Annotated in this window: 27 protein-coding genes and 1 pseudogene; 14 read left to right on the top strand and 14 right to left on the bottom strand. The window is 68.5% G+C overall.

Annotation, left to right across the window (positions count from 1 at the left end; genetic code table 11):
- Positions 1 to 41: 41 nt before the first annotated feature.
- Together NKJ07_RS11105 and NKJ07_RS11100 are read right to left on the bottom strand one after the other, a co-directional pair.
- Positions 42 to 563 carry a gamma carbonic anhydrase family protein gene (locus tag NKJ07_RS11105; protein WP_318566890.1) on the bottom strand — a complete coding sequence of 174 codons (522 nt, stop codon included), beginning with the start codon at positions 561 to 563 and terminating at the stop codon, positions 42 to 44.
- Between the two features lie 45 nt (positions 564 to 608).
- Positions 609 to 1,781: an MFS transporter gene (locus NKJ07_RS11100; RefSeq protein ID WP_318566889.1), complete on the bottom strand. Its 1,173-nt coding sequence runs from the start codon at positions 1,779 to 1,781 to the stop codon at positions 609 to 611.
- Between the two features lie 91 nt (positions 1,782 to 1,872).
- Between NKJ07_RS11100 and NKJ07_RS11095 the strand changes: the two genes are divergently transcribed.
- From NKJ07_RS11095 to NKJ07_RS11085, 3 genes and pseudogenes are all read left to right on the top strand, one after another.
- Entirely contained in the window at positions 1,873 to 2,280 is a 408-nt protein-coding gene (locus NKJ07_RS11095) for a universal stress protein (protein ID WP_318566888.1), read from the top strand.
- Positions 2,281 to 2,452: 172 nt separating this feature from the next.
- The gene (locus NKJ07_RS11090; protein ID WP_318566887.1) at positions 2,453 to 2,611 is read left to right on the top strand and encodes a hypothetical protein; all 159 of its coding nucleotides are present in this window, start codon (positions 2,453 to 2,455) and stop codon (positions 2,609 to 2,611) included.
- A 61-nt stretch (positions 2,612 to 2,672) separates the two neighbouring features.
- Positions 2,673 to 2,948: pseudogene (locus tag NKJ07_RS11085) on the top strand (zinc ribbon domain-containing protein); the annotation flags it as partial.
- 69 nt (positions 2,949 to 3,017) lie between these two features.
- Here the strand turns inward: NKJ07_RS11085 and NKJ07_RS11080 are convergent.
- The 5 genes from NKJ07_RS11080 to NKJ07_RS11060 all read right to left on the bottom strand — a co-directional run bounded on the left by NKJ07_RS11080 (position 3,018) and on the right by NKJ07_RS11060 (position 7,481).
- A complete protein-coding gene (locus tag NKJ07_RS11080; RefSeq protein WP_318566886.1) occupies positions 3,018 to 3,434 on the bottom strand; it encodes a Rieske (2Fe-2S) protein in 417 nt (138 codons plus the stop codon).
- A 24-nt stretch (positions 3,435 to 3,458) separates the two neighbouring features.
- Positions 3,459 to 4,412 carry an ABC transporter substrate-binding protein gene (locus NKJ07_RS11075; protein WP_318566885.1) on the bottom strand — a complete coding sequence of 318 codons (954 nt, stop codon included), beginning with the start codon at positions 4,410 to 4,412 and terminating at the stop codon, positions 3,459 to 3,461.
- A gap of 58 nt (positions 4,413 to 4,470) precedes the next feature.
- Entirely contained in the window at positions 4,471 to 5,478 is a 1,008-nt protein-coding gene (locus NKJ07_RS11070) for an aminotransferase class IV (RefSeq protein WP_318566884.1), read from the bottom strand.
- 121 nt (positions 5,479 to 5,599) lie between these two features.
- Complete coding sequence (locus NKJ07_RS11065; protein WP_318566883.1) at positions 5,600 to 6,559, bottom strand: helix-hairpin-helix domain-containing protein; 960 nt, start codon at positions 6,557 to 6,559, stop codon at positions 5,600 to 5,602.
- A gap of 124 nt (positions 6,560 to 6,683) precedes the next feature.
- Positions 6,684 to 7,481 carry a shikimate dehydrogenase gene (locus tag NKJ07_RS11060; protein WP_318570448.1) on the bottom strand — a complete coding sequence of 266 codons (798 nt, stop codon included), beginning with the start codon at positions 7,479 to 7,481 and terminating at the stop codon, positions 6,684 to 6,686.
- Positions 7,482 to 7,586: 105 nt separating this feature from the next.
- On the opposite strand from NKJ07_RS11060, the gene NKJ07_RS11055 reads away from it, so the two are divergent.
- From NKJ07_RS11055 to NKJ07_RS11025, 7 genes are all read left to right on the top strand, one after another.
- Positions 7,587 to 8,507 carry a calcium/sodium antiporter gene (locus NKJ07_RS11055; RefSeq protein ID WP_318566882.1) on the top strand — a complete coding sequence of 307 codons (921 nt, stop codon included), beginning with the start codon at positions 7,587 to 7,589 and terminating at the stop codon, positions 8,505 to 8,507.
- Between the two features lie 56 nt (positions 8,508 to 8,563).
- A complete protein-coding gene (locus NKJ07_RS11050; protein ID WP_318566881.1) occupies positions 8,564 to 9,919 on the top strand; it encodes a sodium:calcium antiporter in 1,356 nt (451 codons plus the stop codon).
- Positions 9,920 to 10,083: 164 nt separating this feature from the next.
- Entirely contained in the window at positions 10,084 to 11,517 is a 1,434-nt protein-coding gene (locus tag NKJ07_RS11045) for a D-aminoacyl-tRNA deacylase (protein WP_318566880.1), read from the top strand.
- A gap of 92 nt (positions 11,518 to 11,609) precedes the next feature.
- The gene (gene ftsZ, locus NKJ07_RS11040) at positions 11,610 to 12,743 is read left to right on the top strand and encodes a cell division protein FtsZ (protein ID WP_318566879.1); all 1,134 of its coding nucleotides are present in this window, start codon (positions 11,610 to 11,612) and stop codon (positions 12,741 to 12,743) included.
- 340 nt (positions 12,744 to 13,083) lie between these two features.
- Complete coding sequence (locus NKJ07_RS11035) at positions 13,084 to 13,386, top strand: deoxyribodipyrimidine photo-lyase (protein WP_318566878.1); 303 nt, start codon at positions 13,084 to 13,086, stop codon at positions 13,384 to 13,386.
- 1,088 nt (positions 13,387 to 14,474) lie between these two features.
- Positions 14,475 to 14,648: a protein translocase SEC61 complex subunit gamma gene (locus NKJ07_RS11030; RefSeq protein ID WP_318566877.1), complete on the top strand. Its 174-nt coding sequence runs from the start codon at positions 14,475 to 14,477 to the stop codon at positions 14,646 to 14,648.
- A 2-nt stretch (positions 14,649 to 14,650) separates the two neighbouring features.
- Positions 14,651 to 15,103: a transcription elongation factor Spt5 gene (locus NKJ07_RS11025; protein ID WP_318566876.1), complete on the top strand. Its 453-nt coding sequence runs from the start codon at positions 14,651 to 14,653 to the stop codon at positions 15,101 to 15,103.
- 175 nt (positions 15,104 to 15,278) lie between these two features.
- On the opposite strand, the gene NKJ07_RS11020 is transcribed toward NKJ07_RS11025, so the two are convergent.
- A complete protein-coding gene (locus tag NKJ07_RS11020; protein WP_318566875.1) occupies positions 15,279 to 15,578 on the bottom strand; it encodes a DUF7565 family protein in 300 nt (99 codons plus the stop codon).
- Positions 15,579 to 15,785: 207 nt separating this feature from the next.
- On the opposite strand from NKJ07_RS11020, the gene NKJ07_RS11015 reads away from it, so the two are divergent.
- Positions 15,786 to 16,520: a PHP-associated domain-containing protein gene (locus NKJ07_RS11015; protein WP_318570447.1), complete on the top strand. Its 735-nt coding sequence runs from the start codon at positions 15,786 to 15,788 to the stop codon at positions 16,518 to 16,520.
- A gap of 50 nt (positions 16,521 to 16,570) precedes the next feature.
- Here NKJ07_RS11015 and NKJ07_RS11010 read toward each other — a convergent pair whose 3' ends face one another.
- The gene (locus NKJ07_RS11010; RefSeq protein WP_318566874.1) at positions 16,571 to 17,113 is read right to left on the bottom strand and encodes a metal-dependent hydrolase; all 543 of its coding nucleotides are present in this window, start codon (positions 17,111 to 17,113) and stop codon (positions 16,571 to 16,573) included.
- A 212-nt stretch (positions 17,114 to 17,325) separates the two neighbouring features.
- Here NKJ07_RS11010 and NKJ07_RS11005 point away from each other — a divergent pair, with 212 nt between their 5' ends.
- From NKJ07_RS11005 to NKJ07_RS10995, 3 genes are all read left to right on the top strand, one after another.
- Positions 17,326 to 18,375, top strand: a complete 1,050-nt coding sequence (locus tag NKJ07_RS11005) for a right-handed parallel beta-helix repeat-containing protein (RefSeq protein WP_318566873.1) — start codon at positions 17,326 to 17,328, stop codon at positions 18,373 to 18,375.
- An 85-nt stretch (positions 18,376 to 18,460) separates the two neighbouring features.
- Positions 18,461 to 19,561, top strand: a complete 1,101-nt coding sequence (locus NKJ07_RS11000) for a pyridoxal phosphate-dependent aminotransferase (RefSeq protein WP_318566872.1) — start codon at positions 18,461 to 18,463, stop codon at positions 19,559 to 19,561.
- Between the two features lie 49 nt (positions 19,562 to 19,610).
- Positions 19,611 to 20,909: an ArsA family ATPase gene (locus NKJ07_RS10995; RefSeq protein WP_318566871.1), complete on the top strand. Its 1,299-nt coding sequence runs from the start codon at positions 19,611 to 19,613 to the stop codon at positions 20,907 to 20,909.
- Positions 20,910 to 21,528: 619 nt separating this feature from the next.
- Here the strand turns inward: NKJ07_RS10995 and NKJ07_RS10990 are convergent.
- From NKJ07_RS10990 to NKJ07_RS10970, 5 genes are all read right to left on the bottom strand, one after another.
- Positions 21,529 to 22,356 (bottom strand): SDR family oxidoreductase, encoded by an 828-nt coding sequence (locus tag NKJ07_RS10990; protein ID WP_318566870.1) that lies wholly within the window; start codon positions 22,354 to 22,356, stop codon positions 21,529 to 21,531.
- 138 nt (positions 22,357 to 22,494) lie between these two features.
- Positions 22,495 to 23,280, bottom strand: a complete 786-nt coding sequence (locus NKJ07_RS10985; protein WP_318566869.1) for an endonuclease V — start codon at positions 23,278 to 23,280, stop codon at positions 22,495 to 22,497.
- A 4-nt stretch (positions 23,281 to 23,284) separates the two neighbouring features.
- Positions 23,285 to 24,208 (bottom strand): rhomboid family intramembrane serine protease, encoded by a 924-nt coding sequence (locus tag NKJ07_RS10980; protein ID WP_318566868.1) that lies wholly within the window; start codon positions 24,206 to 24,208, stop codon positions 23,285 to 23,287.
- Between the two features lie 67 nt (positions 24,209 to 24,275).
- The gene (locus NKJ07_RS10975) at positions 24,276 to 24,404 is read right to left on the bottom strand and encodes a hypothetical protein (RefSeq protein WP_318566867.1); all 129 of its coding nucleotides are present in this window, start codon (positions 24,402 to 24,404) and stop codon (positions 24,276 to 24,278) included.
- Positions 24,405 to 24,495: 91 nt separating this feature from the next.
- Positions 24,496 to 25,500, bottom strand: a complete 1,005-nt coding sequence (locus NKJ07_RS10970; RefSeq protein ID WP_318566866.1) for an NAD(P)H-dependent flavin oxidoreductase — start codon at positions 25,498 to 25,500, stop codon at positions 24,496 to 24,498.
- Positions 25,501 to 25,521: the final 21 nt, after the last annotated feature.

The raw sequence follows: 25,521 nt of genomic DNA, 5'->3' as shown, positions 1-25,521 counted from the left end.
TGACGCGCCACGCACTACAAGTTATCGAAAGCCCGTCGCCGTCACTCGAACCGACCCGTCTGCTTGTACTCTCGGCCGAGGTCGACGTAGTGCTCGTGGACGCGGGCGATCTCGTCGCGCTGCTCGTCGGTGAGCGGCTTCGTCTGCGCCGGCGCGCCGTAGGCGAGATGCCCCTCCGGCACTGTCTGCCCCTGGAGGACGACGGCTCCTGCAGCCACGATACTGTTCGATTCGACCGTCGCGTCCCGGAGCACACAGCTGTTCATGCCGACGAGCGAGTGATCCTCGACGGTGGCGTAGTCGACGACGACGCTGTGTCCAACGGTGACCTCGCTTCCGACGTCTGCCCCGTGGAGCATCGAGAACTCCTGGACGTTTGTCTCGTCCCCGACACTCACGGCACCGCCGTCGCCGCGCAGGCAGGTGAACGGCCAGACGCTCGCTCTGTCGCCGACGGCGACGTCACCGACGAGGTACGCCAGCTTCGAGACGAACGCCGAGTCGGCGACGACGGGTGTGTGTCCGAACAGCGATTCGCGCAACGAGCCTTCGGTACCGGACATACCCTCTCAACCCGCTCGAACGCGATAAAAACTGCGTCGTTCGGGTCACGCTCCGACGAGATCGTCCCGTGTGCGGCGTCCGAGTCGGCGTCGCGTCAGCAGGGTGATGAGCGCGATGCCGACCATCGCCGGGACCAGGAGGCGCATCCCGCTCCCGATGTCCACCCGTTCGGCGACGACGCCGACGACGAGCGGTGCCGCGGAGATGCCAACGTAGTTCGCGCCGGTCGCGATGGCGTTGACCGGACCGCTGTACGCGGCCGCGTTGTCGATGCCGAACGCCGAGAGGGTCGGGAAGAAGCCGGCGACGACGAAGCCGAGCGCGAGCGACCCGAGCATGAGGACGTCACTGGACTGGGTGGTGAACGTCACGGTGACCAGAGGTACCCCCACGACGGCGAGGCCGATGACGAGGTCGAGCGAGGAGAAGCGGTCACAGAGGTAGCTGTAGAGCAGCCGACCGGGAATGTACATGACGATGAAGCCGGAGAGCAGGAGGTTCGCCCGCGGTCGGGGGACGAACCCGCCGGCGTAGTAGGCGAACCACGCGAACACCGTCCCCTCGATGGAGCCACTGAGGACGAGTGCGGCGGCCATCCCGAGCACTGCCGGCCGGCGAAGCAGCCGTCGGACGTCCGCGAGCGAGACGCTGTGCTCGCGCTGCATCTCGCGTGGTGGGTCGGCCAGCGCGAGGAACGCGACGACGGGGACGAGCGGGAGGAGCAGGAGCAGGAACGTCGTCCGCCACTCCAGGGTCGAGAGGACCGCGTTGACGAACACGGGACCGATCGTTCCCCCGATGGCCCAGGTGAGCGCGTAGAGGTTGAACATGCGTCCGCGGGCGTCGGAGTAGAGGTGGCTGAGGAGCGGTCGGTCGAGCGCCCGCACCGTCCCGAAGCCGAGTCCCTGAAGCGAGAACAGTCCGACGAGCGCCCAGTACGAACTCACGGTGCTCAGCAGTGCGAGCGACGTGATAGCGATGCCGGCCCCAGCGAGCAGTCCGTGTCGGATGCTGACTCGACCGGCGTTCATCCCCACGACGAGGACCGCGAGGAGCAGTCCGATGCTGGCCGCGGGTGCGACGAGGCCGAGGAGTCCCTGAGAGACACCGAACGACGCCTCGAAGCTCGCGAGGAGCGGCCCCCGGGTCTGCCAGACGACGCCGTGACAGGCAGCGAAGAGGAAGAGGGCGACCGTCCATCGCGTTCGTGCCTTCATGACCGGTCGGTCACACGGTGGACGCTAAAATCGTTCGCCTTCTGTCGGGTTCGGCGCGATGATTTATGTGGGCTGCTGTCGAAGACCGACCGTGTACAGAGTACTCGTCGCGGTCAGTGACGAGGTCGAACAGGCGATCGAACAGGCACGGTTCGTCACCTCGCTGCCCGGCGCGTCCGCCACGGACGTGACGATTGCACACGCGTACGACGACACGGACGACCGTGACCCACACGGCGACCCGCTCCCACCCGAAGAGAGCGACGCCGTTCGAACCGTCAGGGCGCGACTGGCGGACGCAGGACTCACCGTCGAGACGCGGGAGGCGTACCACCCCGTCGCCGACGGCATCGTCGACCTCGCGGCGGAGGTCGACGCCGACCTCGTCGTCGTCGGCGGCCGACGGCGCAGCCCCGTCGGGAAGGCGATGTTCGGGAGCGTCACCCAGTCCGTCGTCCTCGACTCCCCGGTCCCGGTCGCAGTCGTCGGCGTCGAGTGACCGCCCGGTGTGCAACCACGGCGGTGACGGCACTGGTGGGGACGCCGAGTGCCGACGGGACGCTCTACATCCACTGCCCGTGCCTCTCTGTTGGCCGCACAGTGGTGCGATTTAGACAGTAGTAGTTGAATAATTGGCCGCGTTCGGTCGATCCGGTTGCGTCGTTCGGAGGATGGGCCGACACGCGAGCGACGTCCGGAACCGTCTCACGGTCGGTCGTTCCTCGGACCCGACCGACAGCCTCGGCTCTCTGGGGGTCGTCACGACCGTGCTCGTCACCGTCCTCGACGCCGTGGACTCCGTGGACACTGTCGCCGAACATGCTCGGTGACGCACGACGGACCCCGGTAAAGTCCAACTATATTTGTTCGATCACCGACTCGGTTCACAGTGGTGTGGAGGTTGTACAGGTTGACCCTCGGAACACCTCGAAGCGGTGTTCGACGTGTGGGTTTACCCACCGCGACAATCGGTCGGCAAGAGCGTTGTGTTGTCAGAAGTGTGGGTACGAAAACCACGCTGACTACAACGCCTCGAAGAACATCGGTTTGCAGTATCTCCGTCGTCGGCAAAACGCAAACGACGGAGGCGCACCCGTAGATGTGCGCTTGAATCGCGGGACGCTGAACGTGAACGGCGAATATTCGCCTCCCGCTCTCAGCGGGTAGAACGGGAGTCCACGCGAAAGCCTCGGGGCTTGACCCCGAGGCAATTTATAGAGATTCGAGGAGAGTACCCTATGTCCCGGTGAAGTCGATGCGACTCCCGGACGACCCCGTCTGTTCGCCCGACGAACCGAGGCGCTCGAACGCGTAGTCGTCCTCCACCACGAACACTTCGCCGTCGACGACGTCGATCTCCACGGCGTCGAGGTACGAGCCTTCGCAGGGGCCGAAGTTGCAGTAGCCCGACCCGGTCTCGAACGTCGCGGCGTGTTTCTGACAGACGAGCTCGCCGTTGCGGACGAGCGCGCCCGACCCCTTGTCGAGCCGCACGTCGGTCCAGTGTTGACAGTAGTTCTTGTACGCGACTACCTCGTCGTTCGCCCGAACGAGGACGACCTCTTCGAGGCCCTCGTCGCCCCGGACAGTGAACAGCAGCGTCCCGTCGGCTGGCACCTCGTCGAGCGACACGACGTGCCGGTCGTCGTCCATACCGGCGGTTGGGATGGGGTGTAGTCAACCGTTACGGTCGACGCCGCGGTCGAGGAGGGCGTTCGTGTACAGCGCCGCGACGTCGACCTCCTCGGCGGGGATGTGATCCCCGTCGAGCGTCCGGAGGACGTTCTCGTCGGCCAGCCAGGAGACGAACTCCGCCCACCGCTCGTGACGCATCCACCCCCACTCGCCCTCGGAGCAGTACGCCTCGCCGATCCGGCGCTGGCTCTCGACGAGGAACGCCTCGTCGTCGAGATCCGGCCCCTCGGCCGTCTCCGCGAGCAGTCTCGCGGCTTCTTCGGGGTGTTCGGCGGCGAACTCGTAGCCCCGCGCCGTCGCGCCGAGGAACGCCGAGAGGGAGTCCGAGTCGGTCTCGATGGTCGCCGGATCAGCGAGGAGGACCGGCGTGTAGCCGTACGGGACGCCGTACTCGTCGAGCGAGAAGGCGTTCAGCCCGATCCCGTCGCGCTCGGCCTGGACACCCTCCCACGGCATGAACACCCACGTCGCGTCCGCCGTCCCGTCGAGGAGCGTGTTCGGGATCCCGAGTTTCGGCGGCGTGATGACGTCGATCTCCCCCTGCCCGCCGTCGTTGCGGACGAGCTGTCGGACGATGTGATCCTCGAACCGAGCGTCGTACGACGCGTACGTCTTCTTGTCCAACTTTTTCGGTCGGTCGATGCCGCTCGATTCGAGCGTGACGACCGCGCTCGTGTCGCGCTGACACACCGCGGCGACCGCGGTCAACGAGGGGTAGTCGGGATGGGTGTGGTAGCTGATCGCGCTCTCCGACGGGGCGATGGCGACCGTCGCCGCGCCGTCGGCGACGCGCTTGGCCGGCGTCGTCTCGTAGTCGTCGTCGGCCGGCGAGTGGATCGCGAGGTCGACGCCGGCCTCGTCGTAGTATCCCTTCGCTCGTGCGACGTAGATGCCCGTGTGGTTCGTGTTCGGTGTCCAGTCGAGGGCGAGTTTCATCTGTGGTACTACTGGGTACTCGACCGGGCCGACACATAGCTCTGGTGTCCACGACCCGTTACGAGCCGTCGCCGACGTCCCACCGGCTATCGACGGCTCCGGTGTCCTCGCCGGCGTCGGTAGTCGCGTCGGTCGTCTCTGCGCCGTTGTAGTGCGCTCGTTCGACCCGCTCGTCGAACAGCCGCGACAGGAGCGCCGTGACCGGCCCGCCACCGCAGTCGATGCCGTCGACGGTCGCGACCGGGCGGAGTTCCCACGTCGTGTTCGTCACGAACACCTCGGCGGCGTTGCGGACGTCGTCGGGGGTAAACCGATCCTCACGCACCGGAATCCCCTCCTCGCGGGCGAGTTCGATGACGACATCTCGGGTGACGCCGGGGAGCACGGGACCGTCGAGCGACGGCGTACAGAGCGCCTCGTCGGAGACGAAGAAGACGTTGCTCGTCGCCCCCTCGGCGACCATCCCTTCCGAATCGAGCACGAGCGCCTCGTCCGCGCCCGTGACGCGGAGTTCGAGCCGAGCGAGGATGCCGTTGAGGTAGTTGTGCGTCTTCGCCCGTGCCGGGATCGCGCGGTCCGGGACGCGGCGCGTTTTTACTGTTTGGACCGTCGCCGGCCCGTCCCACACCGGGTCGCTCTCGCGGCCCCCGCGCGGGAGTTGCTTCACGACGACGACGACGGTCGGGTCGACGTCGGGTGAGGGGGTGAGTTTCCCGGGCTGGACGCCCCGCGTCACCGACAGGCGGACGTACGCCTCCGAGAGGTCGTTGGCCCCGAGTGTCTCCTCGACGCGCCCACGAAGGTCCGCGTCGGTCAGTCCGTGGTCGAGCTGGAGGAGCTCGCAGGTTCCGGCGAGCCGGCGGGCGTGGGCCTCCCACTCGAACACGCGCCCGCCGTACGCCCGGAGCGTCTCGAACGCCGCGTCGCCGTACATAAAGCCCCGATCACGGACCGAGACTGTCGCCTCGCTGGCGGGGACGAGCGCGCCGTCGACGTGGTAGACGCACTCGTCCGTCGGCGTCTCTCCGCCGGGCTCCGCCGCGCTCGTCGCGTCGTCGCCTGTCATCGATCGAGAGGAATGCACGCCGGCCGTATCGACCTTCCGACTCTCGCGAGTTACAGAGCAGCGCGTCGGTTGCGGGAGGCTTCGGGGGTCGACGCTCGGGCGACGAACGTGTGGGGACCGGTCAGTGCTCCTTGGCGCGGTCGACCCAGCGTGAGACCCGCTTCGCCGAGACGTCGATGGCGTCGGCCACTTCGTCGACGTCGGCGGCCGCCAACTCCGCGACCGTCTCGATCCCGGTGTCGGCGAGCCGGCTCGCGTACGCCGGGCCGATCCCTTTCAGCACTTCGGGCGAGTCCCCTTCGCCTTCGCCTTCGGCCTCGGTCGCTGTCTCTGCCTCCTCGGCGGCCTCAGGACCGGGCTCGTCTGTCTCGCTTTCGGACCCGTCGGCCTCGGACCCGTCGGCGTCGGCCTCGGACTCGTCGGCGTCGGCCTCGGACGCGGATTCGGATTCGGATTCGGCGTCCTCGTCCTCGGGCTCGACTTCGACCGCGTCCTCCGCGTCGTCGCCTGCCGGCTCGTCGTCGTGCGGCTCGTCCACGGCCGCGTCGTCCGGTTCCCCGGCCTCGTCCGCCTCCGGTTCGTCGTCCGCATCCCCTTCCGGTTCGTCACCCGCACCCACGTCGACGGCTTCGGCGGGCTCTGCGGCCTCGTCCGCGACGTTCTCGTCGACCATCGAGCCGGTGGAGGCGGCCGCGTCCCCCCCGGCAGCGGCCGACCCGTCGGTCTCGGGCGGCTCGGTGTCGACCTCCGTCTCGCCCTCGTCGCCGATCCCGACAGCCTCGGCGGGCTCCGCGGCCTCGCCGGGCTCGTCGGGTTCGTCGACCATCGAGCCGGTGGAGGCGGCCGCGTCCGTCCCCGACGCCGCGGGCTCGGGCTCGCTCTCGGCCCCCGCCTCCTCGCCGGCTTCGTCGGCTTCGTCGGGTTCATCGGCCTCGTCGGCGGGCATCTTCACCGCCGACTCGGTCTCCGTGCGCGCCTCGCGCGTGTCCCGCTCGACGGTCACACCGACCTCGTCGTCACCGCTCCCACGGTCGTCGCCGCCGAACCCGAGCAGCGACTTGATCGTGTCGAGCAGGCCCATCACGCACCAGCTCCCGTGGCGTCCAGCACCGCGCGTTCCTCACAGGTCCGTGTCATGCTTCGCCCTACGCCCCCTCGTATTTAAAACTCTTCGTCGGCAGTCGGACTCCGTCGTTCGGTCTTCGTCACAGGCGTGCCCGCAACGCCGCGTTCATCTCGTCGATCGGCGCGTCGTGGTCGGTCCACCGCTCGAACGCTTCGACGCCCTGGAACAGGAGCATCCACGCGCCGTCGATCGTCGTCGCCCCGGCCGCGCGGGCCTCGCGTAGGAGGCGGGTGTCGATCGGGCTGTACACCGCGTCGAGGACCGCGAGGTCGCCGTGGAGGTGTTCGGCGGGAACCGGCGAGGCGTCCTCGTCCATGCCGACGCTCGTCGCGTTGACCACGACGTCCGCCTCGGCCACCCGGTCGAGCGAGGCGAGGCCGCCCGCGGTCGCCCCACCCACTGCCGCGGCGAGTTCCTCGGCGCGTTCGACCGTCCGGTTGGCGACGTGGACCGCACAGCCCGCGTCCGCGAGGGCGAACGCGACCGCCCGTCCTGCCCCGCCCGCGCCGACCACGACGGCGTCGCGGCCGCCGAGCGCGACGTCGTGGTGGGCGAACGACCGCGTCACGCCCGCGGCGTCCGTGTTGTACCCGCTCGGGGGCGTCGTCGAGAAGTCCACGGTGTTGACCGCGCCGATGCGCGCCGCCAGCGGGTCCGGGTTGACGCAGTCGAACACGCGTCGCTTGAACGGGATCGTGACGTTCAGCCCGCTGACCCCGAGGGCGGCCGCGCCGTCGATCGCCCGCTCGATCGCCTCCTCGTCGGGTTCGAACGTGACGTAGCGCGCGTCGATCCCGAGCGCCTCGTAGGCGGCCTCGTGCATCGGCGGCGACAGCGAGTGGCCGACGGGGTTGCCGACGAGCCCGAACACCTGCATACTCATGGGTCGGCGGTGTCGGGCGGCGTACAAAAAGCGTGCGTTACCCGCGTGTGTCGGTCCGTCTCACGGGGAGGTTTTGTTTGCCGCCCGAGTACGTGACGTATGCTCCCCTCCACGGCGTGGCACGCCGCACTCGTCCTCGTCGGGGTCCTGTGTCTCTACCTCGGTGCCGAGGCGCTCGTCCGCGGTGCCACTCGCCTCGCGCTCGGTGTCGGCCTCCGGGCGGCGGTCGTCGGCGTCACCGTCGTCGCGTTCGCCACGACCACGCCCGAACTGTTCGTCGCCGTCCTCGCCGGGGCGGGCTACGCCAGCGCCCTCGGCCTCGGCGCGGTCGTCGGGTCGAACATCGCCAACATCGGCCTCGTCCTCGGTGTCGCCGCCCTGGTCCGCCCGTTCGATGTCGACGGCGAGGTGCTCCGGCGACACGTCCCGTTCATGCTCGGCGCGACCGGCCTGCTCGTCGTCCTCGCGATCGACGGCCGCATCTCGGCGTTCGACGGGGCCGTCCTCCTCGTGGCGCTCGTCGTGTTCACGGGCACGCTGCTGCTCCGCTCCTCGGGACGCGGCAACGCCACCCGAGAGGTGACCGCTCGGGATCTCCTCTTGGTCGGCGGCGGCCTCCTCTTCCTGCTCGCCGGCGCGCGCGCCCTCATCGAAGGGGGGACCGGACTGCTCGCCGGCTTCGGGATCCCGTCGCGCGTCATCGGCCTCACGGTGCTCGCGCTCGGTACCTCTCTGCCCGAACTCGCCACCTCGGTGGTGAGCGCCCGCCGCGACGAGGGGACCGTCAGCGTCGCGAACGTCGTCGGGTCGAACATCTACAACGTCCTCGCGGTGCTCGGCGTGTTGGCCCTGTTCGTCCCCGTCGCCGTCCCCCGAGAGGTCGTGACCGTCGACCTCCCGGCGCTCGTCGTCTTCACGCTCGCCGGGGTCGTCCTCATGCTCCACCGCCGCGACGTCTCCCGCCTCGACGGCACGCTGCTTCTCGGGGGGTACGTCGTCTTCGTCGGTCTGCTCGTCTGAGCGGCGAGCGGTCCGATGCGAAAGGCGTAACTCTCCCCCAGAGCCTCATTGAGACGATGAACCCGCGACTCCGCCACCCGCTCGTGGCCGTGGGGCTCGCCGCCCTGCTCACGTTTCCCTGGCTCGGGTTGCACACGCTTTTCGGCGTTCCCCTCTCGACCGTCCACACTGTCGGGCTGAGCGGCGTCGCCGTCCTCGGGGCGTCGTTCCTCCTGGCGTGGGGGGCCGAAACCGCCGAGGAGGACGTCCCGCGCGCGTTCGCCCTCGCCATCCTCGCCGTCCTCGCGGTCGCCCCCGAGTACGCCGTCGACGCGCTGTACGCCTGGGAGGCCGGCATCGACCCCGGGTCGCCCGCCTCGCAGGAGGCCGCCAGCCTCGCCGTCGCCAACATGACCGGCGCGAACCGCATCCTCATCGGCATCGGCTGGTCGGCCATCGCGCTGTTCACCATCGCCCGCGTCCACACGACCGGCGACCAGGCGGTGGAGAAGCGCGGGGGCTTCCTCGCGGACCGCGTCAACCTCGATCGCTCGGTCGCCCTCGAGATCTTCTTCCTCCTCGCCGCGACCGTCTTCGCCTTCTTCGTCCCGCTCGGCGGTGGGATCGGTGCGGTCGACATGCTCGTTCTCGTGGGGCTCTACGTCGTGTACATCTACGTCGCGCTCCACTCCCCCCACGAGGAGACCGAACAGGTCGGCGTGCCGGCGTACCTCCAGAATCAGGTAAAAGCCCGACGGATCGCCACCGCCGTCGGTCTCTTCTTGTTCTCCGGCGCGGTCATTCTGCTCGCGGTCGAACCGTTCGCCCACGGCTTGGAGGAACTCGGCACGCAGGTCGGCATCCCGCCCTTCTTGATGATCCAGTGGGTCGCGCCGCTCGCCTCGGAGTCGCCCGAACTCATCGTCGTCGCGGTGCTCGTGAACAAGGCCCGGTCGACGGCGGGGTTCAACGCGCTCATCTCCTCGAAGCTCAACCAGTGGACGCTCCTCATCGGGACGCTCGTGCTCGTCTACAGCCTCTCGCTCGGCTACTACGGCGCGCTCCCGCTCGACACCCACCAGTCGGCCGAGATCTGGCTCACGGCCGCACAGTCGTTCTTCGCGCTCGCGATCCTCGTCACGTTCTCCATCTCCGTCCGCGAGGCGCTGGCGCTTCTGGGCCTGTTCAGCGCCCAGCTGGTCTACTCCGTCCTCGGGGTCGCGCCCACCGTGACGCTCCCCGTCCTGGGGCCGGTGGTCGTCGACAACCTCTTCGCGCTCCACGCGTTCACCGTGCTGTACATCGTCCTCGCGTTCGTCCTCATCGCGCTCCGCTGGTCCGACGTCGTCTCGCTGGTTCGGAACGCACGCCAGCGCGTCGAACTCCAGTCGACCGGCGACGTCGCGCCCGAGACGCTCGAATCCGAGGACTGAGACGGGCTGTTGTCACTGGGGGCCGGTCGATCGCGGGATCGTCCGCGATCGATCCGGTCGTGACCGACAGGAGTCCGTCCGCTCCCGAGCAAGTACCGGCCGGCTACTCGTGGCTCCCCGCCCGAGCCGACGCGTTTTTGCCCGCCACCATCTTCACCCGAACCGTGATCGCTCTCGTCGTCAGCCGCGCCGACCGCGCCTCAGAACACATCGGCGAGCACGCCCTGGAGCTCGTCTCGTGGGACGAGCACGTGGACGAGGACAGGCCAGCGGAGGCGGGCGGCGGGACGTACTACCGCCGACCCGGCTTCGAACTCCGAACCTTCGACGAGTTGCATCTCCGCCTCGACGACGCGGCCGACGCCTTTACTGAGCCGTCGCTCCTGCTCTTCCTCTCGCGACACTCCGGCGAGACCGGCCCGCTCCTGTCCGCTCACTTCACCGGCAACTTCGGGCCCGCGGAGTACGGTGGATCGGACGGCGAGTTGGCACGGGCCTGTCCGCGGGCGCAGCAGGCCGTCGTCGCCGCGCTCGACCGGCACGCGCCCGACGGCTACGACGTCGGCATCGAGTGTACCCACCACGGCCCATCTCGGATCGGTGTCCCCTCGATGTTCGTCGAACTCGGTTCGAGCGACGAGGAGTGGGACGACCCCAATGGGGCACGCGCCGTCGCCCGGGCGGTCCTCGATCTGTCGGGCGTCCCCGCCGACCGGACCGACGGCGACCGGACGCGCCACGTCGTCGGCTTCGGCGGCGGCCACTACGCCCCCCGGTTCGAGCGCATCGTCCGCGAGACCGACTGGGCCGTCGGCCACGTCGGTGCCGACTGGCCACTGGACGCGATGGGACACCCCCGGGAGCACCCCGAGGTCGTCCGGGGGGCGTTCGAGGCGAGCGCCGCCGACCTCGCGGTGGTCGACGGCGACCGCCCCTCGCTCGTCGACGTCGTCCGGGAGGAGGGCTTTCGCGTCGTGAGCGAGACGTTCCTCCGGGCGACCGAGGGAGTTCCCCGGACGCTCGTCTCGCGCGTCGAGGACGCCCTCGGCTCGGTCGACGACGGGGTTCGGTTCGGCGACCACGCGCAGGTCGGCGTCGACGACGGGTCCACGCCAGACGACAGTGACGGCGACGGATCCTGCGGTGTCGCGTTCACCGTCGTCGACCTCCCGGCCGGTCTCCTCGACGAGGCGCTCGGGATCGACCAGGCGGCCACCCGGGCGGCCGTCGCCGCCCACACGGTCGGCTACCACACCGACGAGAACGGTCGCCGCCCCGCCGGCAGGGCGGCGTTCCCGCGGGCCGCCGACGGGGGGGCCGAACGTGCGGAGCGGGAGGGCAAAACGACGGCCGCGTACGACCGCCTCGTCGAGGCGCTCTGTGACGTCCTTCGCGGGCGGTACGACGAGGTCGTCCGTGACGGTGATTCCGTCGTCGCGCGGGAATCGGCGTTCGACCCCGAGGCCGCGGCCACCCTCGGCGTGGAGGCCGGCCCGGCGTTCGGTCGACTGGCCGCGGGCGACCCCGTCGAAGTCGGTGGTCGCCGGATCGACCCCGACGCGGTCCACCGCGAGCGGACTGTCAACTTCCGGGTATAAGCTCCGCTTAATCGCCAGAGAGCGCGTCAGACGGGCGTATGACATCAGGGGAAAGGTAATGAGGCTCCGTCCGGAACAGGGGTGCATAACGTATGGACTCCATCGTCGACAACGCAATCGATGAGGCCGAAGGGATGGAGGATGGGACGACACACGACGTCGACGGACCGTCTTCTTCGACTGGACCGACGGGAACGATGACGGACGAGGAACTGCAGGACGTTCTCCGGGACCTGCAGACGAACATCACGGTCGTCGGCTGCGGCGGTGCCGGCGGGAACACGGTCAACCGGATGGCCGAGGAGGGGATCAAGGGCGCGAAACTCGTCGCCGCCAACACGGACGTCCAACACCTGGTGAACGTCGAGGCCGACACCAAGATCCTGATCGGCGAGCAGAAGACCCAGGGGCGCGGTGCCGGGTCACTGCCGCAGGTGGGTGAGGAGGCGGCGCTGGAGTCCCAGGAGGACATCCACGACTCGATCCAGGGGTCGGACATGGTGTTCGTCACCGCCGGACTCGGCGGCGGCACGGGAACCGGCTCGGCCCCGGTCGTCGCGAAAGCCGCCCGCGAGGCCGGCGCGCTCACCATCGCCATCGTTACCACGCCCTTCACCGCCGAAGGCGAAGTACGACGGACGAACGCCGAAGCGGGGTTAGAGCGGCTCCGCGACGTGGCCGACACCGTCATCGTCGTCCCGAACGACCGGCTGCTGGACGCGGTCGGGAAGCTCCCCGTCAAGCAGGCGTTCAAAGTCAGCGACGAGGTGTTGATGCGCTCGGTGAAGGGCATCACGGAGCTCATCACGAAACCCGGGCTCGTCAACCTCGACTTCGCCGACGTGAAGACCGTGATGGAGCGCGGGGGCGTTGCGATGATCGGCCTCGGCGAGTCCGACTCGGAACAGAAGGCCCAGGACTCGGTCAAGAGCGCGCTCCGCTCGCCACTCTTGGACGTGGACATCTCCGGAGCGAACTCCGCCCTGGTCAACGTCACCGGCGGCTCCGATATGTCCATCGAGGAGGCCGAGGGCGTCGTCGAGGAGATCTACGAGCGGATCGACCCCGAGGCGCGCATCATCTGGGGCACCTCGATCGACGAGGAGCTCGACGGCTCGATGCGGACGATGATCGTCGTCACCGGTGTGGACTCGCCGCAGATCTACGGCCGGAGCGACGTCCAGCCGCAGGTCGACGCCGCGGACGACATCGACTTCGTCGAGTAGCGCGACACTCGATCCATCCCGTCGTTTCTTCGAGGCCGACACTCCGACGTTTCGACGGGCGTGCTGCGGACGCGACCATATTCAACGCGCAGCCATCGTCTCCGCAGGGAGTACGGATAGCGGGTCGATCCATCGATCGGCCCGACCAACCGCGACCGTGATCCGAGGGAGCGGCTCCCGCACTCGAAGCTCCGCACGGCGTTGTCCGGATGCGACGACTTTTGCTGTTCGACGGGGCAGACTGTTCCGTGACCGACGGCCAGCCGGACCCGCCGGTTCCGACGACAGTCCCCTCACCACGAGAGTGCGTGGGGGCGATAGCAAGACGGCGGAGCGGTTCGTGGACGGCGAGGTGTCGGGAGCCGTCGTCTGGCACCGTGAGGAGCTTCGGATACGTGACCACCCGGCTGTCACCGCGGCGCTGGACGAGGCCGATGTCGTTCTCCCGCGGTTCGTGTTCGGCCCCGGCTTCTACGGTGAGAACGGGCTGGCCTGTGACGCCCGAATTCGATTCCCCCACGAGTGCTTGGTGGACCTGAGCGACCGCTACTGTCGAGTACTCGTCCGTTTCACGACCCCGAAACCGGCCTTCCGTGTCACCCGATTCTGCCCCGTGAGAGAGCAGGTAACGACGAACTCGTAGGTTCCCTCCTCGAGGTCTGCCACGACGTACGTCGTTTCTTCTGTGTACGGCGTCGGGTGCGGAGTGAGGCTCAACGACCACCGGTGCGTCTCACCGGTGTCGAGTGTTCGTTCGCTGGAACTCCCGTCTCCACGTGCGACGGTTTCTCCGTTCGCCCCCTCGCCTTCGATCCGCCAACCGCTGGGAGCGACAGTCACCGAACACGAGGCTCGGTTCCGGAGTGTGAAAGTAAGGGTTTCGACAGTATCGTCTCCGGTATCGACCACGAACTCGTCGGTTTCCGCCTCCAGAGAGAGGTCGTCAGTTCCGGCACAGGTGGACGACCCACCGTCACGTACCGGCGCTTCGAGACACCCAGCAGCGGGGAGAATCGCCGTCGCTAAAACAGTCAGAACGAACCGGCGTTCCATACGAGCGCCTACCAGCTACACGGATAAATGCGTTCGATACGGTCAAGCACGCATTTGAGTGACCCACACCGAGACAATCACGACGAATACGACAGATCTCGCGCGGACGACCGACGAACCAACCGAACTCGGGGCTCGAGATTACTAGTCCAGACATCGTCGCCAATCATCACAGCCGTTGGTCTAGCGTGTTACTTCGTCAGTACAGTCGTATCTTCATTACCTTTCATCTGTTGAACAAACAGCGTCAACCCGGTATACACCGTTTGTTACAACGTATTAATTGTGAATCTAGTAATGTATATCTACTCATAAGACTTGGAGTGATGTGGAGTGAGGCCCCGGCCGTGACCAGAGTCACAAGGGGGGAAAGGGGTGTTTCGTTGAGCGGACCGCGCCTCATTCCGATCTGCTAACCGAGTGGGGGAGGGAATGACCCGGGGGGTCCATCACCGGTCTCGCCTCGGGGGAAAGACGCGATGGAAACCGCCCGGCCGCTGTCTTGCGTTGCCACGGGACAGTCACCGGGAGCCGTGTGAGTAACTAACGATATGCGTCTCGAATCGAGACGTTCGCTTCGATCGGATATTCGGTTCGTCCTGCTCCGGCGGTTCGGCCCGACCGCCGCGCGCATCAATAGATAGAAAAAGCCCGCCACCCTAGCGCTGGCAACAGACCATGGACGTCAAGTACGATCTCAACAGCTACGTTCGGGTGTTGAAGCTCGCGTCGACGCCCTCCTGGGGAGAGTTCTCCCAGATCTCGAAGATCGCCGGGGCCGGCATCTTCCTCGTCGGGCTCCTCGGCTTTCTCATCTTCGCGATCATGAGCTTCCTTCCCGGGGGCGTGTAGCGATGCCGATCTTCGCCGTCAAGACCACCGCGAGCCAGGAGCGAACGGTCGCGGACATGATCGCCAACCGTGAAGAGCGGGAGATCCACGCCGTCCTCGCGCCGGACTCGTTGACCTCGTACGTGATGGTCGAGGCCGACAACAACGCGGTCATCGAGCGCGTGCTGGAGGAGATCCCGCACGCCCGCGGCCTCGTCGGTTCCGGGGGCAGTGTCGGACAATCGTCGATGGCCGAGGTGGAGCACTTCCTCTCGCCGACGCCCGACGTCGAGGGGATCGCCGAGGGCGACATCGTTGAACTCGTCTCCGGCCCGTTCAAGGGCGAGAAGGCACGCGTCCAGCGGATCGACGAGGGCAAGGATCAGGTCACCGTCGAACTGTACGAGGCCACCGTCCCGATCCCGGTGACGGTCCGCGGGGACCAGATCCGCGTGCTCGACAGCGAAGAACGGTAGTTCCTCGGTCCGGTCCACGTTTCGCACCGTGTGTCGTCTCCGACCTTCAGAGTCATCCACCGACGGGGCGTCCGTTTGGCCCGTCGTCGACCGCCCGGCGTCGGCGTGACCGACGCGACCCGTGGAGGGCCGAATGCGTTCACCGCAGACCGACGCACCGGGGTCGACGCCCGGCTCAGCCCTCGTCGTCGGCCAACTGTTCGGCCAGGTCGTCGACGTCGACTGCGGATTCGACCACTGTCTTCACCCACTCGCGCTCGCGGACGGCGTCGGCGTCGAACTCGTACGCGCGGACGTACTCCGCGCGGCTGTGTTCGTCGAGCGCGTGGCGGATCGCGAAGTAACCCTCCGGGACGTCCGCGTCGCAGATCCGACACGTGTGGGTGTCGTGTGCCGTGGCCTGGTGGCGGATCGTCGCTTCGGCGTCGGGGAACTGCGCACCACAGCCGCGGATGGCGCACTGCCAGGCGGACATACACTGGACGTTACGGCCGGCGGTGAAAACGGTTTCGCGGCCACGGTCGGGCTGCGTGCTCCCGGCGTGACCCGGCTCTCGTGACGACGAGCGGGCAGTCGCCGTCACGGAGTTCGGCCCCGAATAGCAACCACTAACTGCCGACTGTCCCACGGGGCTGTCGTGACGCGCGAGGCGCACGCGGACGGGAGCGAGACACGGGTCGACATGCACGTGAAGATCCTCGACGACCGCGTCGTCGAGCGGGCGAAAGCCCGCGGCCTCGACGTCCTCGTCTACGCGCCCCACTTCACCCGACTGGGCGACATCCGCGCCCGCGCGCGGTCGTTCACCGACGACGACCTGCTCGTCGTCCCCGGCCGTGAACTGTTCACCGGGTCGTGGCGCGACCGCAAGCACGTCCTCGCGGTGGGGCTCACCGATCCCGTCCCCGACTTCATCAGCTTCGACGGCGCGATCGACGAGTGCAGACGCCAGGGTGCGGCCCTCCTCGTCCCGCATCCCGAACTCCTGAACGTGAGCCTCGACGCCGCGGACGTCCGGGCCAACCGCGACGCGATCTGCGCCCTCGAACGCTACAACGCGAAGTGCCTGCCGTGGCAGAACCGGGCGATGGGACGGATCGTCCGCGAGACGGGCCTCCCCGGCTTCGGCTCGTCGTACGCCCACCTGCACGCGACGGTCGGCGAGGCGTGGACGGCGTTCGACGGCGTGATCGACGACGAGACGGCGCTCGTCCGCGCCCTGCGTGAGGGCCGTCCGCGACGCGTGATGCGCCGGTCCGGTCCGAACCACCGACTCCGCGGTCTGGTCGAGTTCTCACATCTGGGCTACGAGAACACCTGGGGGAAGCTCGACCGACTCCTGCTGTCGGGGATGGAGCCGACACACCCCCGTCACATCGCCTACCGCGGCCGGTTCGACGACGTGGCCGTCTACTGACCCGGCGGGCGTCGGGGCCGACGCGAGCGTGAGCCGAGGCCCGGCCGGGGTCAGACCAGAAGCGCGAGCGACGCGAGCGAGGCCATCACGGTCTCCTGGAGGCCGGAGACGCCCGCGTCGAGCGGGAACGCGAGGTAGTGGATCCCGCCGAGGACGCCGAGTTCGACGACGGTGATGACGACGGTGACCGCGTCGGCGTGTCTGTGGCTCGTCGTCACGCCGGTCGGCAGGTTGTACTCCGTCTTCGAGAGGGGGTAAAACAGCGCGATCCCGCGGCGGCTCCCAACCACGTCGAGGAGGTAGTGCGTGGCGATCCCGATCCAGACGAACTGGAGGTTGCCGAAGAACACGGGGAAGAGGAGAAAGACCCCGAGCACGGGCAGGTTGTGGAGGGTTTTGCGGTGCTTACCGAAGGCCGTATCGACATCCGGAAAGAGCGCGCCGAGGGTCACGGGCACCGACAGTTCGACCACGCGGGCGAGGCCGTCGACGACGACGTCGGTCGTGGCTCGCGTCGTCGGGTCGACGGTGAGGATAACGCCCAGTCCGACCCCGAGCAGTACCGCGTTCAGCACGTGGCCCTTCTTGTTCACGACTGTTCGTGTCCCCGCGGGGGACTCAAGCGTTTCGTCCCGACCGGCCGCGCGGTCGCCTCGACCTGCGTTCGCGCTTCGATGGAAGCGACTGTCGGTACGCGGTTCCTAGCCAGCGGCCGCGCGCCGCTCCGACCCCGACCGATCTGCGGTTGCCAGACTATCTCGAGAGTTGACATGACTTAGCCGCACAGCAAGCTGGCCATAACGTTATGATAACAATCCGTCCGGTCCGCGTCCGTGCGGTCATGGACCACACCAACTCCGACGCTTCGATCGGCCCAACGGAACGGGCCGCCGGAGCGGAGTCGACACGGCCGACACGGACCCGGCGGCAGGCGATTCGTGCCGTCGGTGTCGCCGGGTTGGCGCTGGCGGGAGTCCGCCCGGCGCGCGGGCAGTCCTCCTCCTCGAGCGACTGTCTCGTCTTCGACCAGTCCGGACGGTACACGCTGGACGCGGACACCGACTGCGTGGAGATCACCGCCAGCAACGTCCGGCTGGACGCCGACGGCAACCGCGTCAACCGCACGACGGTTCTCGCCGACCGCGTGACCGTCCGGAACATCGGCGGGCCGATCGACTTCGTCGGCAGCGGGGTCACCCTCGAGTCGGTCGACGGCTGCCGGGTCGTCGACAGCACCGTCGGCGAGGACGGTTTCACGCTCACCGACGCCAACCGGAACGTCCTCCGCAACAACACGAAAACCAGGGAGGGGAGCGCGCTCACCCTGGAGCGATCCGACAACAACCGCGTCCTCGACAGCACGCTCGTGGGCGTGGAGACGATCACGCTCCGTGACTCCAACGGGAACACGCTATCGGGCAACGAGACCGACACCGAAGACGAGAACGTCCTTCTCGTCAACTCGAACCGCAACCGCCTCGTCGACAACACGATCAACGGTGAGGTGAGCACGACCGGCGTCACCGTTCGCGACTCCGAGCGAAACGAACTCCAGGACAACGACGTCCTCGGCAACGGCGTCGGGATCGAACTCTCGGACGCCGACCGAAACTCCCTGCGGGGCAACCGGATCGAAGCCGACGAGCAGACGGGGATCGCGCTCACGTCGGCCGACCGCAACACGCTCGTCCGGAACCGGATCACCGACTACGAGGTCGGCGTCCAACTCACCGACGCGGACCGGAACCGGATCGTGCGGACCCGGCTGTGTGACGTGGGTGAGGAGTTCCGGATCGACGCGGATTCGACTGACAACGTCGTGCGAAACACCGTCACGGACTGTTCGGCGGACTGACCCACGAAGGGTCGGTCGTCGTCTCGGTGTGTCGCCCGCGGCGCGAGGACGAAAACACCAACACCCTCGGTTGCTATCGGGGGGTATGGACTACGACGAGCCCCTGTTCTTCCACGTCATCCAGTACGCCCACCGGGCGGACCGAGACGTCGTCGACATGGTGAGCGGCAACCCCGACTGGGACCCGCCGGCGGCCCTCCGCGACGGGTTGCACGAGTACGCCGACGCTCCCACCGAAGCGTTCCAGTACCCGCCGAGCGACGGGCTCCGCGACCTCCGCGAGGAGATCGCCGCCCGGCGCGACGTCGACCCCGCGCGCGTGATCGTCACCAACGGCGGCGGCGAGGCGAACTACCTCGCGATGGCCCGGGCGATGGAGCGCGACGCGGGCGACGAGTTCGTTCTCACCGATCCCGTCTACCCCTACTACCCCGGCAAGGCGCAGATGCTCGGCGGCACGGCCACCACGGTCCCCGTCCACGAGGACGGCCACCTCGACATGGACGCGATGCGCGCGGCGATCACCGACGAGACGGCCTGCATCGTGGTCAACACACCGAACAACCCCACGGGGGCGGTGTACCCCCGCGAGACGATCGAGGAACTCGCCGGCCTCGCCGAAGCCCACGACGCGCTCTTCCTCGTCGACGAGGTGTACGACCACTTCGACTTCTCGGGGCGGTTCGAGTCCGCGCTCACGGTCGACTCCCCGAACCGAGTGGTCACCTCCTCGTACTCGAAGACGTTCGGGATCACGGGCTTTCGGGTCGGCTACTCGGTGTTTCCCGAGCCGCTGGCCGAGAAAGCCAAGACCCGGCACATGCTCGTCAACGTGACCGGGAGTCGGCCCTCGCAGGCGGCCGTCCTCAGCGCGCTCGAAGCCACCGGCCCGGCGTACCACGAGAACGTCCGCGACACGCTCCGGACCCGGATCGACGCGTTCTGTGACGCCCTCGACGCCGCCGGGGCCGACTACTCCCGGCCCGAGGGGGCGTTCTACGTGCTCGCGCGCTTCGACGGCTTCCCCGGGACGATGGAGAACGTGAAGGCGCTCATCGACGACGGCGGCGTCGCGGGGATGCCCGGCGAGGCCTTCGGGGAGGCTCGCGACGAGTGGATCCGCTTCGCGCTCTGTACGCCGCGCGCCGAGGAGGCCGCCGAGCGACTGGCGGCGTACTTCGCGTGAGCCTCCGCGGGACCGACGGGTACACAAGGCTCGACGGCAGAGAGCGCGTATGACGAACATCGACGTCGAACCGGTCGACTCCGTCGACGCCGCCGACGAGGGCGACGCGGGCGACGAGGCGCACGGGCACGACGCGGACGGCGAGTCGATCGACGTAGAGACCGACTCGATCGAGGACGCCGACGCCGACCTGCCCGTCGGGGTCGACGCGCCCGAGTACGTCCTCTACGGCGGCAAGGGCGGCGTCGGCAAGACGACGATGGCCGCCGCGACGGCGCTCGCCTCCGCGGCCGCGGGAACGGCCACGCTCGTCGTCTCGACCGACCCGGCCCACTCGCTGTCGGACACGCTCGAGGTGGCCATCCCGGCACAGCCGACGCGGGTCCGCGACGACGTGCCGCTGTACGCCGCCGAGATCGACCCCGACAGCGTCGCGGCGGGACCGTTCGCCGGCGGCGAGTTCGACCCTGGCTTCGGCCCCGACGACGGGACGGGCCCGACGGGTGCGACCGCCGGCCCGGGCGGCGTCTCCGGGAGCGACGAGAACCCCTTTACCGACGATGCCAGCGCCGACGCCGAGGACAACCCCTTCACCGGAGCGGACGCGACGGGGAACCCGTTTGCGGGTGGCGACGGCGGCCCGATGGGGATGGGCGGCCTCGGCGACCTCCTCGGGGGGGACTCCCCGCTGAGCGGGCCGATGCCCGGCGCGGACGAGGCGGCGGCGATGCAACAGCTGTTGGAGTATCTCGACGACCCGCGGTTCGACCGCGTCGTCGTCGACACGGCACCGACGGGCCACACGCTCCGCCTGCTCGAACTCCCCGAGGTGATGGACTCGATGGTCGGCCGCCTGCTGCGGATGCGCGAGCAGTTCTCCGGGCTGATGGACGGCATCAAGGGGATGTTCGGCGGCGGGTCGGACGCGGAGCGGCCGATGGCCGAACTGGAGGACCTCGCCGAGCGAATCGAGCGGCTCCGCGAGGTGCTCCGGGACCCCGCCCGCACGGATTTCCGCGTGGTGATGGTGCCCGAGAAGATGAGCGTCCTCGAATCCGAGCGACTCGTCAGACGGCTGGACGAGTTCGGAATCCCCGTGCAGACGGTGGTTGTGAACCAGGTGATGGAGAATCTGGCCGACGTCACGAGCGACGTCGACGCCGGGTGGGTCGTCTCGCCCGACCTGGAGCACTGTGAGTTCTGTCAGCGCCGCTGGAAGGTCCAGCAGGGGGCGCTGTCGGAGGCGATGGAGCTCTTCCGGGGACACGACGTCAAACGTGTCCCCCTGCTGGCCGACGAGGTGCAGGGCGAGGCGGCTCTCAGAGTCGTCGCGGCCTGTCTGCGGTGAGCGACGCGCAGAGCGACTTCCGTCCGGGACGCGTTCGAGGGACTGCGCTGAACACGGCGCGCGAACTCGGCACGCAGGTCCCATTGATCGACCGAGGGACCTGTCGGCAACGACCTCCGGATCGGCAGTCAACTATTCGTTTCTGGTGTTCGCATAGCGTCCGTGTCGCCACGGAGAACGAAATTGCCGATCCAGAGCAACGCGACGACCACGTCTGCCGATGCGATCAACCCCTGAGCGATTCCTTCGACGGCTCTCGCGGCTGCAAACGTGATCGCGAGCACCATCGCGATACCTGCCGTGTCACGGAGGAACCAGCCCATCGCAGATCGAGTTCTTTACAGGCTGTCGAGGAGAATTCCCCGGGGCTTGACCGCCGGATACATGTTTTTCGTGTGTCCGAGACCCGAGAGGGACTGCCGCCTGATACATAGTGCGAGCGCATACCCGCGTCTTCAGGTGCGGGTCAAGCGGACAATTCGGTCGGAAGCGAGCGGACCGATCGCACGCGACTGCCGACGACAGGGGACGTAGTCGGCACCCGACGCGCGTCGACTGCGGTACCCGTCGGTGGGGTCCGACCGCGGATGAGGCGTCGGCAACCTAGTCGTTTGGGCGTTCAGGAGAGCTTTCGAACCAGGCCGAACGCCTTGTCGCGGAGCGAGTCGGGGACGAACCGTGCCAGCACGCCCACGCGGGCGACGGTCCCGACGGGGTACCGGGCGGCGGGCTTCGTCGCCGACGCCGCGTTGACGATATCCTCGGCGACCCGTTCGGGGGTCTCCTCCCAGAACCCGCCCCCGCTGACGGCCTGGCTGTCGTCGAACGCCTTGTAGAACGAGTCGTACGCCTCCGAGCGGTCGAGTTCGCCGTCGACTTCGTCGGCGGCGCGCTGGTCGAACTGGGTGTCGACCGGCCCCGGTTCGATCAGGACGACGTCGACCCCCTTGTCGTCGACTTCGACGCGGAGCGCGTCGCTCATCGCTTCGAGGGCGAACTTCGAGGCGCAGTAGACGCCACCGCCGGGGATGGCGAGGCGGCCGGCGACGCTGGAGACGTTGACGATCGTCCCCTCCTCCTGCTCGCGCATGTGCGGGAGCACGGCTCGTGTCAGGCGGTGGGGACCGTAGACGTTGACGTCGAACTGGTCGTGGACCCGGTCGACAGGAACGTCCTCGACGGGGCCGAACTGGGCGTAGCCGGCGTTGTTGACGAGACAGTCGATGCGGCCGTGCTCGTCGACGATCCGGGAGACGACGCGCTCGACGTCCTCGTCGTCGGTGACGTCGAGCGTGGAGATGTCGCAGCCGCGGTCGCCCAGCGTCTCGATGTCCGCCGGGTTGCGAGCCGTGGCGTACACCTCCCACTCCTCGTCGAGGAAGGCGAGGGCGGTGGCGCGACCGATCCCGGACGAGCAACCGGTGATGAGAACCGTCTTTGGATGCACGGCGGTACGTCGGAACGCGGACAGTTAAGTGCCACCGATCCGGGCGGATCGAACGCGAGTCCGGCCGTCTCGCCCGACCCGCTCGGTTCGCCCCGCTCGCCGCCTCACTCGTAATCGGCGTTCACTCGGAGTCGGCGTTCACTCGTAATCGGCTTTCACTTCGTCCGCGTACGCGTCCGCGAGGCGGGTCGGCTCGGGGAGTTTGTAGCCGGCACAGCACGACGAGACGAGGTCTGCGGCCGTCCCGGCGGCGACCCGGTGGCCGGGGCTGACGTACAGTGGATTGATCGTCCGACTCGACTCGTACTGCCGCGACTGGACGGCGTAGCCGATGACGCGGCCGTCGGGCGTGTCCACGTCGGCGTTCGAGAGGATCGGCGTCCGCCACCCTTCGGGCCGGCCGTCGACGGACTCACGCGGTCGTCCACACAACAGGGACTTCGCGATGCCGACGCTCGGTCGGTCGAAGACGACGCCCATGTGGGTGGCGAGACCGGCCTCCCGGTAGTGGATGCGGCCGCTCCCGTCGAAGAAGAGCAGATCGGGGTCGGTGTCGAGTTCGGCGAGCGCGTCGACGATGGGTCCGCCCTCGCGGAACGACAGCAGGCCCGGGATGTACGGGATCGAGAGCGCCGAGACCGCGTGGACGCGTTCGATCACCTCTCCGTCTTGGAGGCAGACGACCGCGCTGACCGCCGCGTCGTCGAGGAACGCCTGGTCGATCCCGGCGACGACGGGGCCGTCCGCGCGCGACGAGCGGTCGAGATCGAGCGTGGTCTGCTTGCGGTCGCCGCAGACTCCCTCGGGGTCGAAGGCGAACTCGTCGGTGAACGAGGCCGCGTCCGCGACGGCGCGCTGGAGGGATTCCATCTCCGCGCGCGAGGCGGCGGGGTCCGGGAGATAGCGCGGAAAACGGGGCTCCATCGGTTCAGAAGCGCCCGCGACCGGGGCCGCCTGGCCCGCCCCGCCCCCCGCCGAACTGGAGCGACTGCGGGACGCCGACCGATCCCTTCACGCGACCGCCGTACGCGAGGCCGACCAGGAGGCCGACGAGGTGAGCGAAGTGAGCGACGTTGCCACCGAGCGCCCCGGCACCACCGAAGTCGCCGAAGCCGGCGACGAGGCTGAACGCCGCGAAGCCGAACGTCAGCACCCACAGCGGCATGGGGATGATGAAGTACAGGTACACCTTCAGGTTCGGGTTCAGTACCGTGAGCACCCCGAGAACGCCCATGATCGCGCCCGACGCGCCGACCACGCCGGGGCCGAACGGTCCCGTGGTGAGGAGCGTCGTCCCGACCTGTGCGAGCCCGGCGAGCACCCCCGCGCCGAAGAAGAGCCCGGTGAACCGCTTGGTGTCGATGTACCGCTCGACGACCGGCCCGAAGAAGTACAGCGCGATGCTGTTGAACGCGATGTGAGTGAAGCCGCCGTGGGCGAAGATCGAGGTGAACCAGGTCCAGACGTACACGATGTGGTCGGGGCTGAGGACGAACACGGCCTGCCAGACTGCAGAGCGAGGACCGAAGCCGAAGAGCGGAAAGACGAAGAACTGCAGCGCGAACGTGATCCACATCAGCCCGAGAAAGAGGTAGCTCATGTTCCCGCGGAAGTACCCCAGCGGACCGCCCATCGACGTGAGCCGGTCGAGCACGCCTTTCGACCCTCCGCCCCGCTTGTCGACCGAGTCGTCGAAGTCGCTCTCGAAGACGCCCGCGGGGTCATCCCACTCGTTCAACCCGGGACAGCTGTGGTTCTCCGGGAGGCGGTGTTCGCCGCAGAACGTCTGCCCGCAGCGCCGACACTGGTACGGCAAGTTCTCGTGTTTGCCGCACTCGTCACACTTCGCCATTACGCACGCTTAACGGCGTGACGGTAAAAGGGATTGCCCTCCGCGCACCACCGCTACACACCGCAACTCAGGCGTCTCGGTCGCGTGTCTCGGTCTTCGACCCGTTCTCCCCGCCGCCGTTCCCGCCGCCCACCGGCGCGGGGGCGGGGACGACCGTCAGGTGGTCGATGCCGAGGTGGTGGTGTCTGGCTGCCATCTCGTCTCCCTATCGAGGGGCCAACCACTAAAGATTACTCATGCGCATAATTTATCGACAGCGAGCCGAGTGATAACCGGTGGGTATACGCTCACCCGGGGAGGCTCCGGAGCGCCTCGCGCGCCTCCGTGACGAGTCGCTCGACGACCGTCTCCGCCGGCCGCACGTCCGAGACGAGACCGCTACTCTGTCCCGCGTACAGCGGCAGCGCCTCGACGTCACCGGTCGCCTCGGGGCTAGCGAGCGAGTCCTCGTACCGCCGGACGTCCGTCCCGTCGACCCGGGCGACCACGTCGCCCTCGCCGGGCCGCTCGCCGCGGGGTGGGCGACCCCTCGCGTCCCACTCGTCCACGGTGGCGTTGCGGAGGACGCGGTGGGGAACGTCCGGCCACCCTTCGTCGAACGGCGTCCCGGAGACGGTGTCCGTCTCGGCCGCCGAGACGATCCGTCGACGGTACCGGGTGTGCGCACGCGCCTCCTCGGTGGCGACGAAGCGCGTCCCGAGCCACCCCGCGTCGGCACCGAGCGCGAGAACGGCCGCGAGTCCGCGCCCGTCGCCGATCCCACCCGCGGCGACGACCGGGACGTCGACGGCGTCGACGACGCGGGGGACGAGCGCCATCGTCGACACGTCGCTCTGGAGATGTCCCCCGGCCTCGACTCCCTGCGTCACGACGACGTCCGCGCCGGCGGCGACGGCCTCCTGGGCCTCGGCCGCGCTCCCGACGGTCACCCACACGTCGACGCCGGCGTCGTGCGCCCGGCCGACGTAGGGCGTCGCGTCACCGAACGAGAGCGACAGCACGTCGACGCCGGCGTCGAGACAGGCGTCGACCAGCGCGTCCGTCGGCGTCGCCGTGGCGCCGGGGTCGACGACGACGTTCGCGCCGACCGGGCCGTCGGTCCGACGGCGGGTCGCCGCGACGGCCGCGGGGACGTCCGCGGGGTCGCGCCAGGTCACGGCGAGCGTCCCGAGCCCGCCGGCCTCGGCGACGGCGGCGGCGAGCGCTGGGGACGTCGCGCTCCCGATCGGAGCCTGGACGACAGGGACGTCGATACCGAGCTGTCGGGTGAGCGGCGTTCGGAGGGAGGGCATACGCTTCAGCTCGTCGAACGG

The organism is Salinigranum marinum, from assembly GCF_024228675.1.
In the GTDB taxonomy this organism is placed as follows: domain Archaea; phylum Halobacteriota; class Halobacteria; order Halobacteriales; family Haloferacaceae; genus Salinigranum; species Salinigranum marinum.
Note: the sequence above shows the minus strand (reverse complement) of the source record. Positions and strands in the feature narration are given on the sequence as shown.

What these genes read in the sequence shown, in the direction of transcription:
- NKJ07_RS11015 (WP_318570447.1), top strand. Translation starts at nt 15,786, where the DNA reads ATGCACGTGAAGATCCTCGACGACCGCGTCGTCGAGCGGGCGAAAGCC.
- NKJ07_RS11025 (WP_318566876.1), top strand. Translation starts at nt 14,651, where the DNA reads ATGCCGATCTTCGCCGTCAAGACCACCGCGAGCCAGGAGCGAACGGTC.
- NKJ07_RS11030 (WP_318566877.1), top strand. Translation starts at nt 14,475, where the DNA reads ATGGACGTCAAGTACGATCTCAACAGCTACGTTCGGGTGTTGAAGCTC.
- NKJ07_RS11070 (WP_318566884.1), bottom strand. Translation starts at nt 5,478, where the DNA reads ATGACAGGCGACGACGCGACGAGCGCGGCGGAGCCCGGCGGAGAGACG.
- NKJ07_RS11020 (WP_318566875.1), bottom strand. Translation starts at nt 15,578, where the DNA reads ATGTCCGCCTGGCAGTGCGCCATCCGCGGCTGTGGTGCGCAGTTCCCC.
- NKJ07_RS11080 (WP_318566886.1), bottom strand. Translation starts at nt 3,434, where the DNA reads ATGGACGACGACCGGCACGTCGTGTCGCTCGACGAGGTGCCAGCCGAC.
- ftsZ (WP_318566879.1), top strand. Translation starts at nt 11,610, where the DNA reads ATGGACTCCATCGTCGACAACGCAATCGATGAGGCCGAAGGGATGGAG.
- NKJ07_RS11055 (WP_318566882.1), top strand. Translation starts at nt 7,587, where the DNA reads ATGCTCCCCTCCACGGCGTGGCACGCCGCACTCGTCCTCGTCGGGGTC.
- NKJ07_RS11060 (WP_318570448.1), bottom strand. Translation starts at nt 7,481, where the DNA reads ATGCAGGTGTTCGGGCTCGTCGGCAACCCCGTCGGCCACTCGCTGTCG.
- NKJ07_RS10980 (WP_318566868.1), bottom strand. Translation starts at nt 24,208, where the DNA reads ATGGCGAAGTGTGACGAGTGCGGCAAACACGAGAACTTGCCGTACCAG.
- NKJ07_RS11075 (WP_318566885.1), bottom strand. Translation starts at nt 4,412, where the DNA reads ATGAAACTCGCCCTCGACTGGACACCGAACACGAACCACACGGGCATC.
- NKJ07_RS11090 (WP_318566887.1), top strand. Translation starts at nt 2,453, where the DNA reads ATGGGCCGACACGCGAGCGACGTCCGGAACCGTCTCACGGTCGGTCGT.
- NKJ07_RS11050 (WP_318566881.1), top strand. Translation starts at nt 8,564, where the DNA reads ATGAACCCGCGACTCCGCCACCCGCTCGTGGCCGTGGGGCTCGCCGCC.
- NKJ07_RS10970 (WP_318566866.1), bottom strand. Translation starts at nt 25,500, where the DNA reads ATGCCCTCCCTCCGAACGCCGCTCACCCGACAGCTCGGTATCGACGTC.
- NKJ07_RS10995 (WP_318566871.1), top strand. Translation starts at nt 19,611, where the DNA reads ATGACGAACATCGACGTCGAACCGGTCGACTCCGTCGACGCCGCCGAC.
- NKJ07_RS10985 (WP_318566869.1), bottom strand. Translation starts at nt 23,280, where the DNA reads ATGGAGCCCCGTTTTCCGCGCTATCTCCCGGACCCCGCCGCCTCGCGC.
- NKJ07_RS11105 (WP_318566890.1), bottom strand. Translation starts at nt 563, where the DNA reads ATGTCCGGTACCGAAGGCTCGTTGCGCGAATCGCTGTTCGGACACACA.
- NKJ07_RS11100 (WP_318566889.1), bottom strand. Translation starts at nt 1,781, where the DNA reads ATGAAGGCACGAACGCGATGGACGGTCGCCCTCTTCCTCTTCGCTGCC.
- NKJ07_RS11000 (WP_318566872.1), top strand. Translation starts at nt 18,461, where the DNA reads ATGGACTACGACGAGCCCCTGTTCTTCCACGTCATCCAGTACGCCCAC.
- NKJ07_RS11005 (WP_318566873.1), top strand. Translation starts at nt 17,326, where the DNA reads ATGATAACAATCCGTCCGGTCCGCGTCCGTGCGGTCATGGACCACACC.
- NKJ07_RS11065 (WP_318566883.1), bottom strand. Translation starts at nt 6,559, where the DNA reads ATGGGCCTGCTCGACACGATCAAGTCGCTGCTCGGGTTCGGCGGCGAC.
- NKJ07_RS10975 (WP_318566867.1), bottom strand. Translation starts at nt 24,404, where the DNA reads ATGGCAGCCAGACACCACCACCTCGGCATCGACCACCTGACGGTCGTC.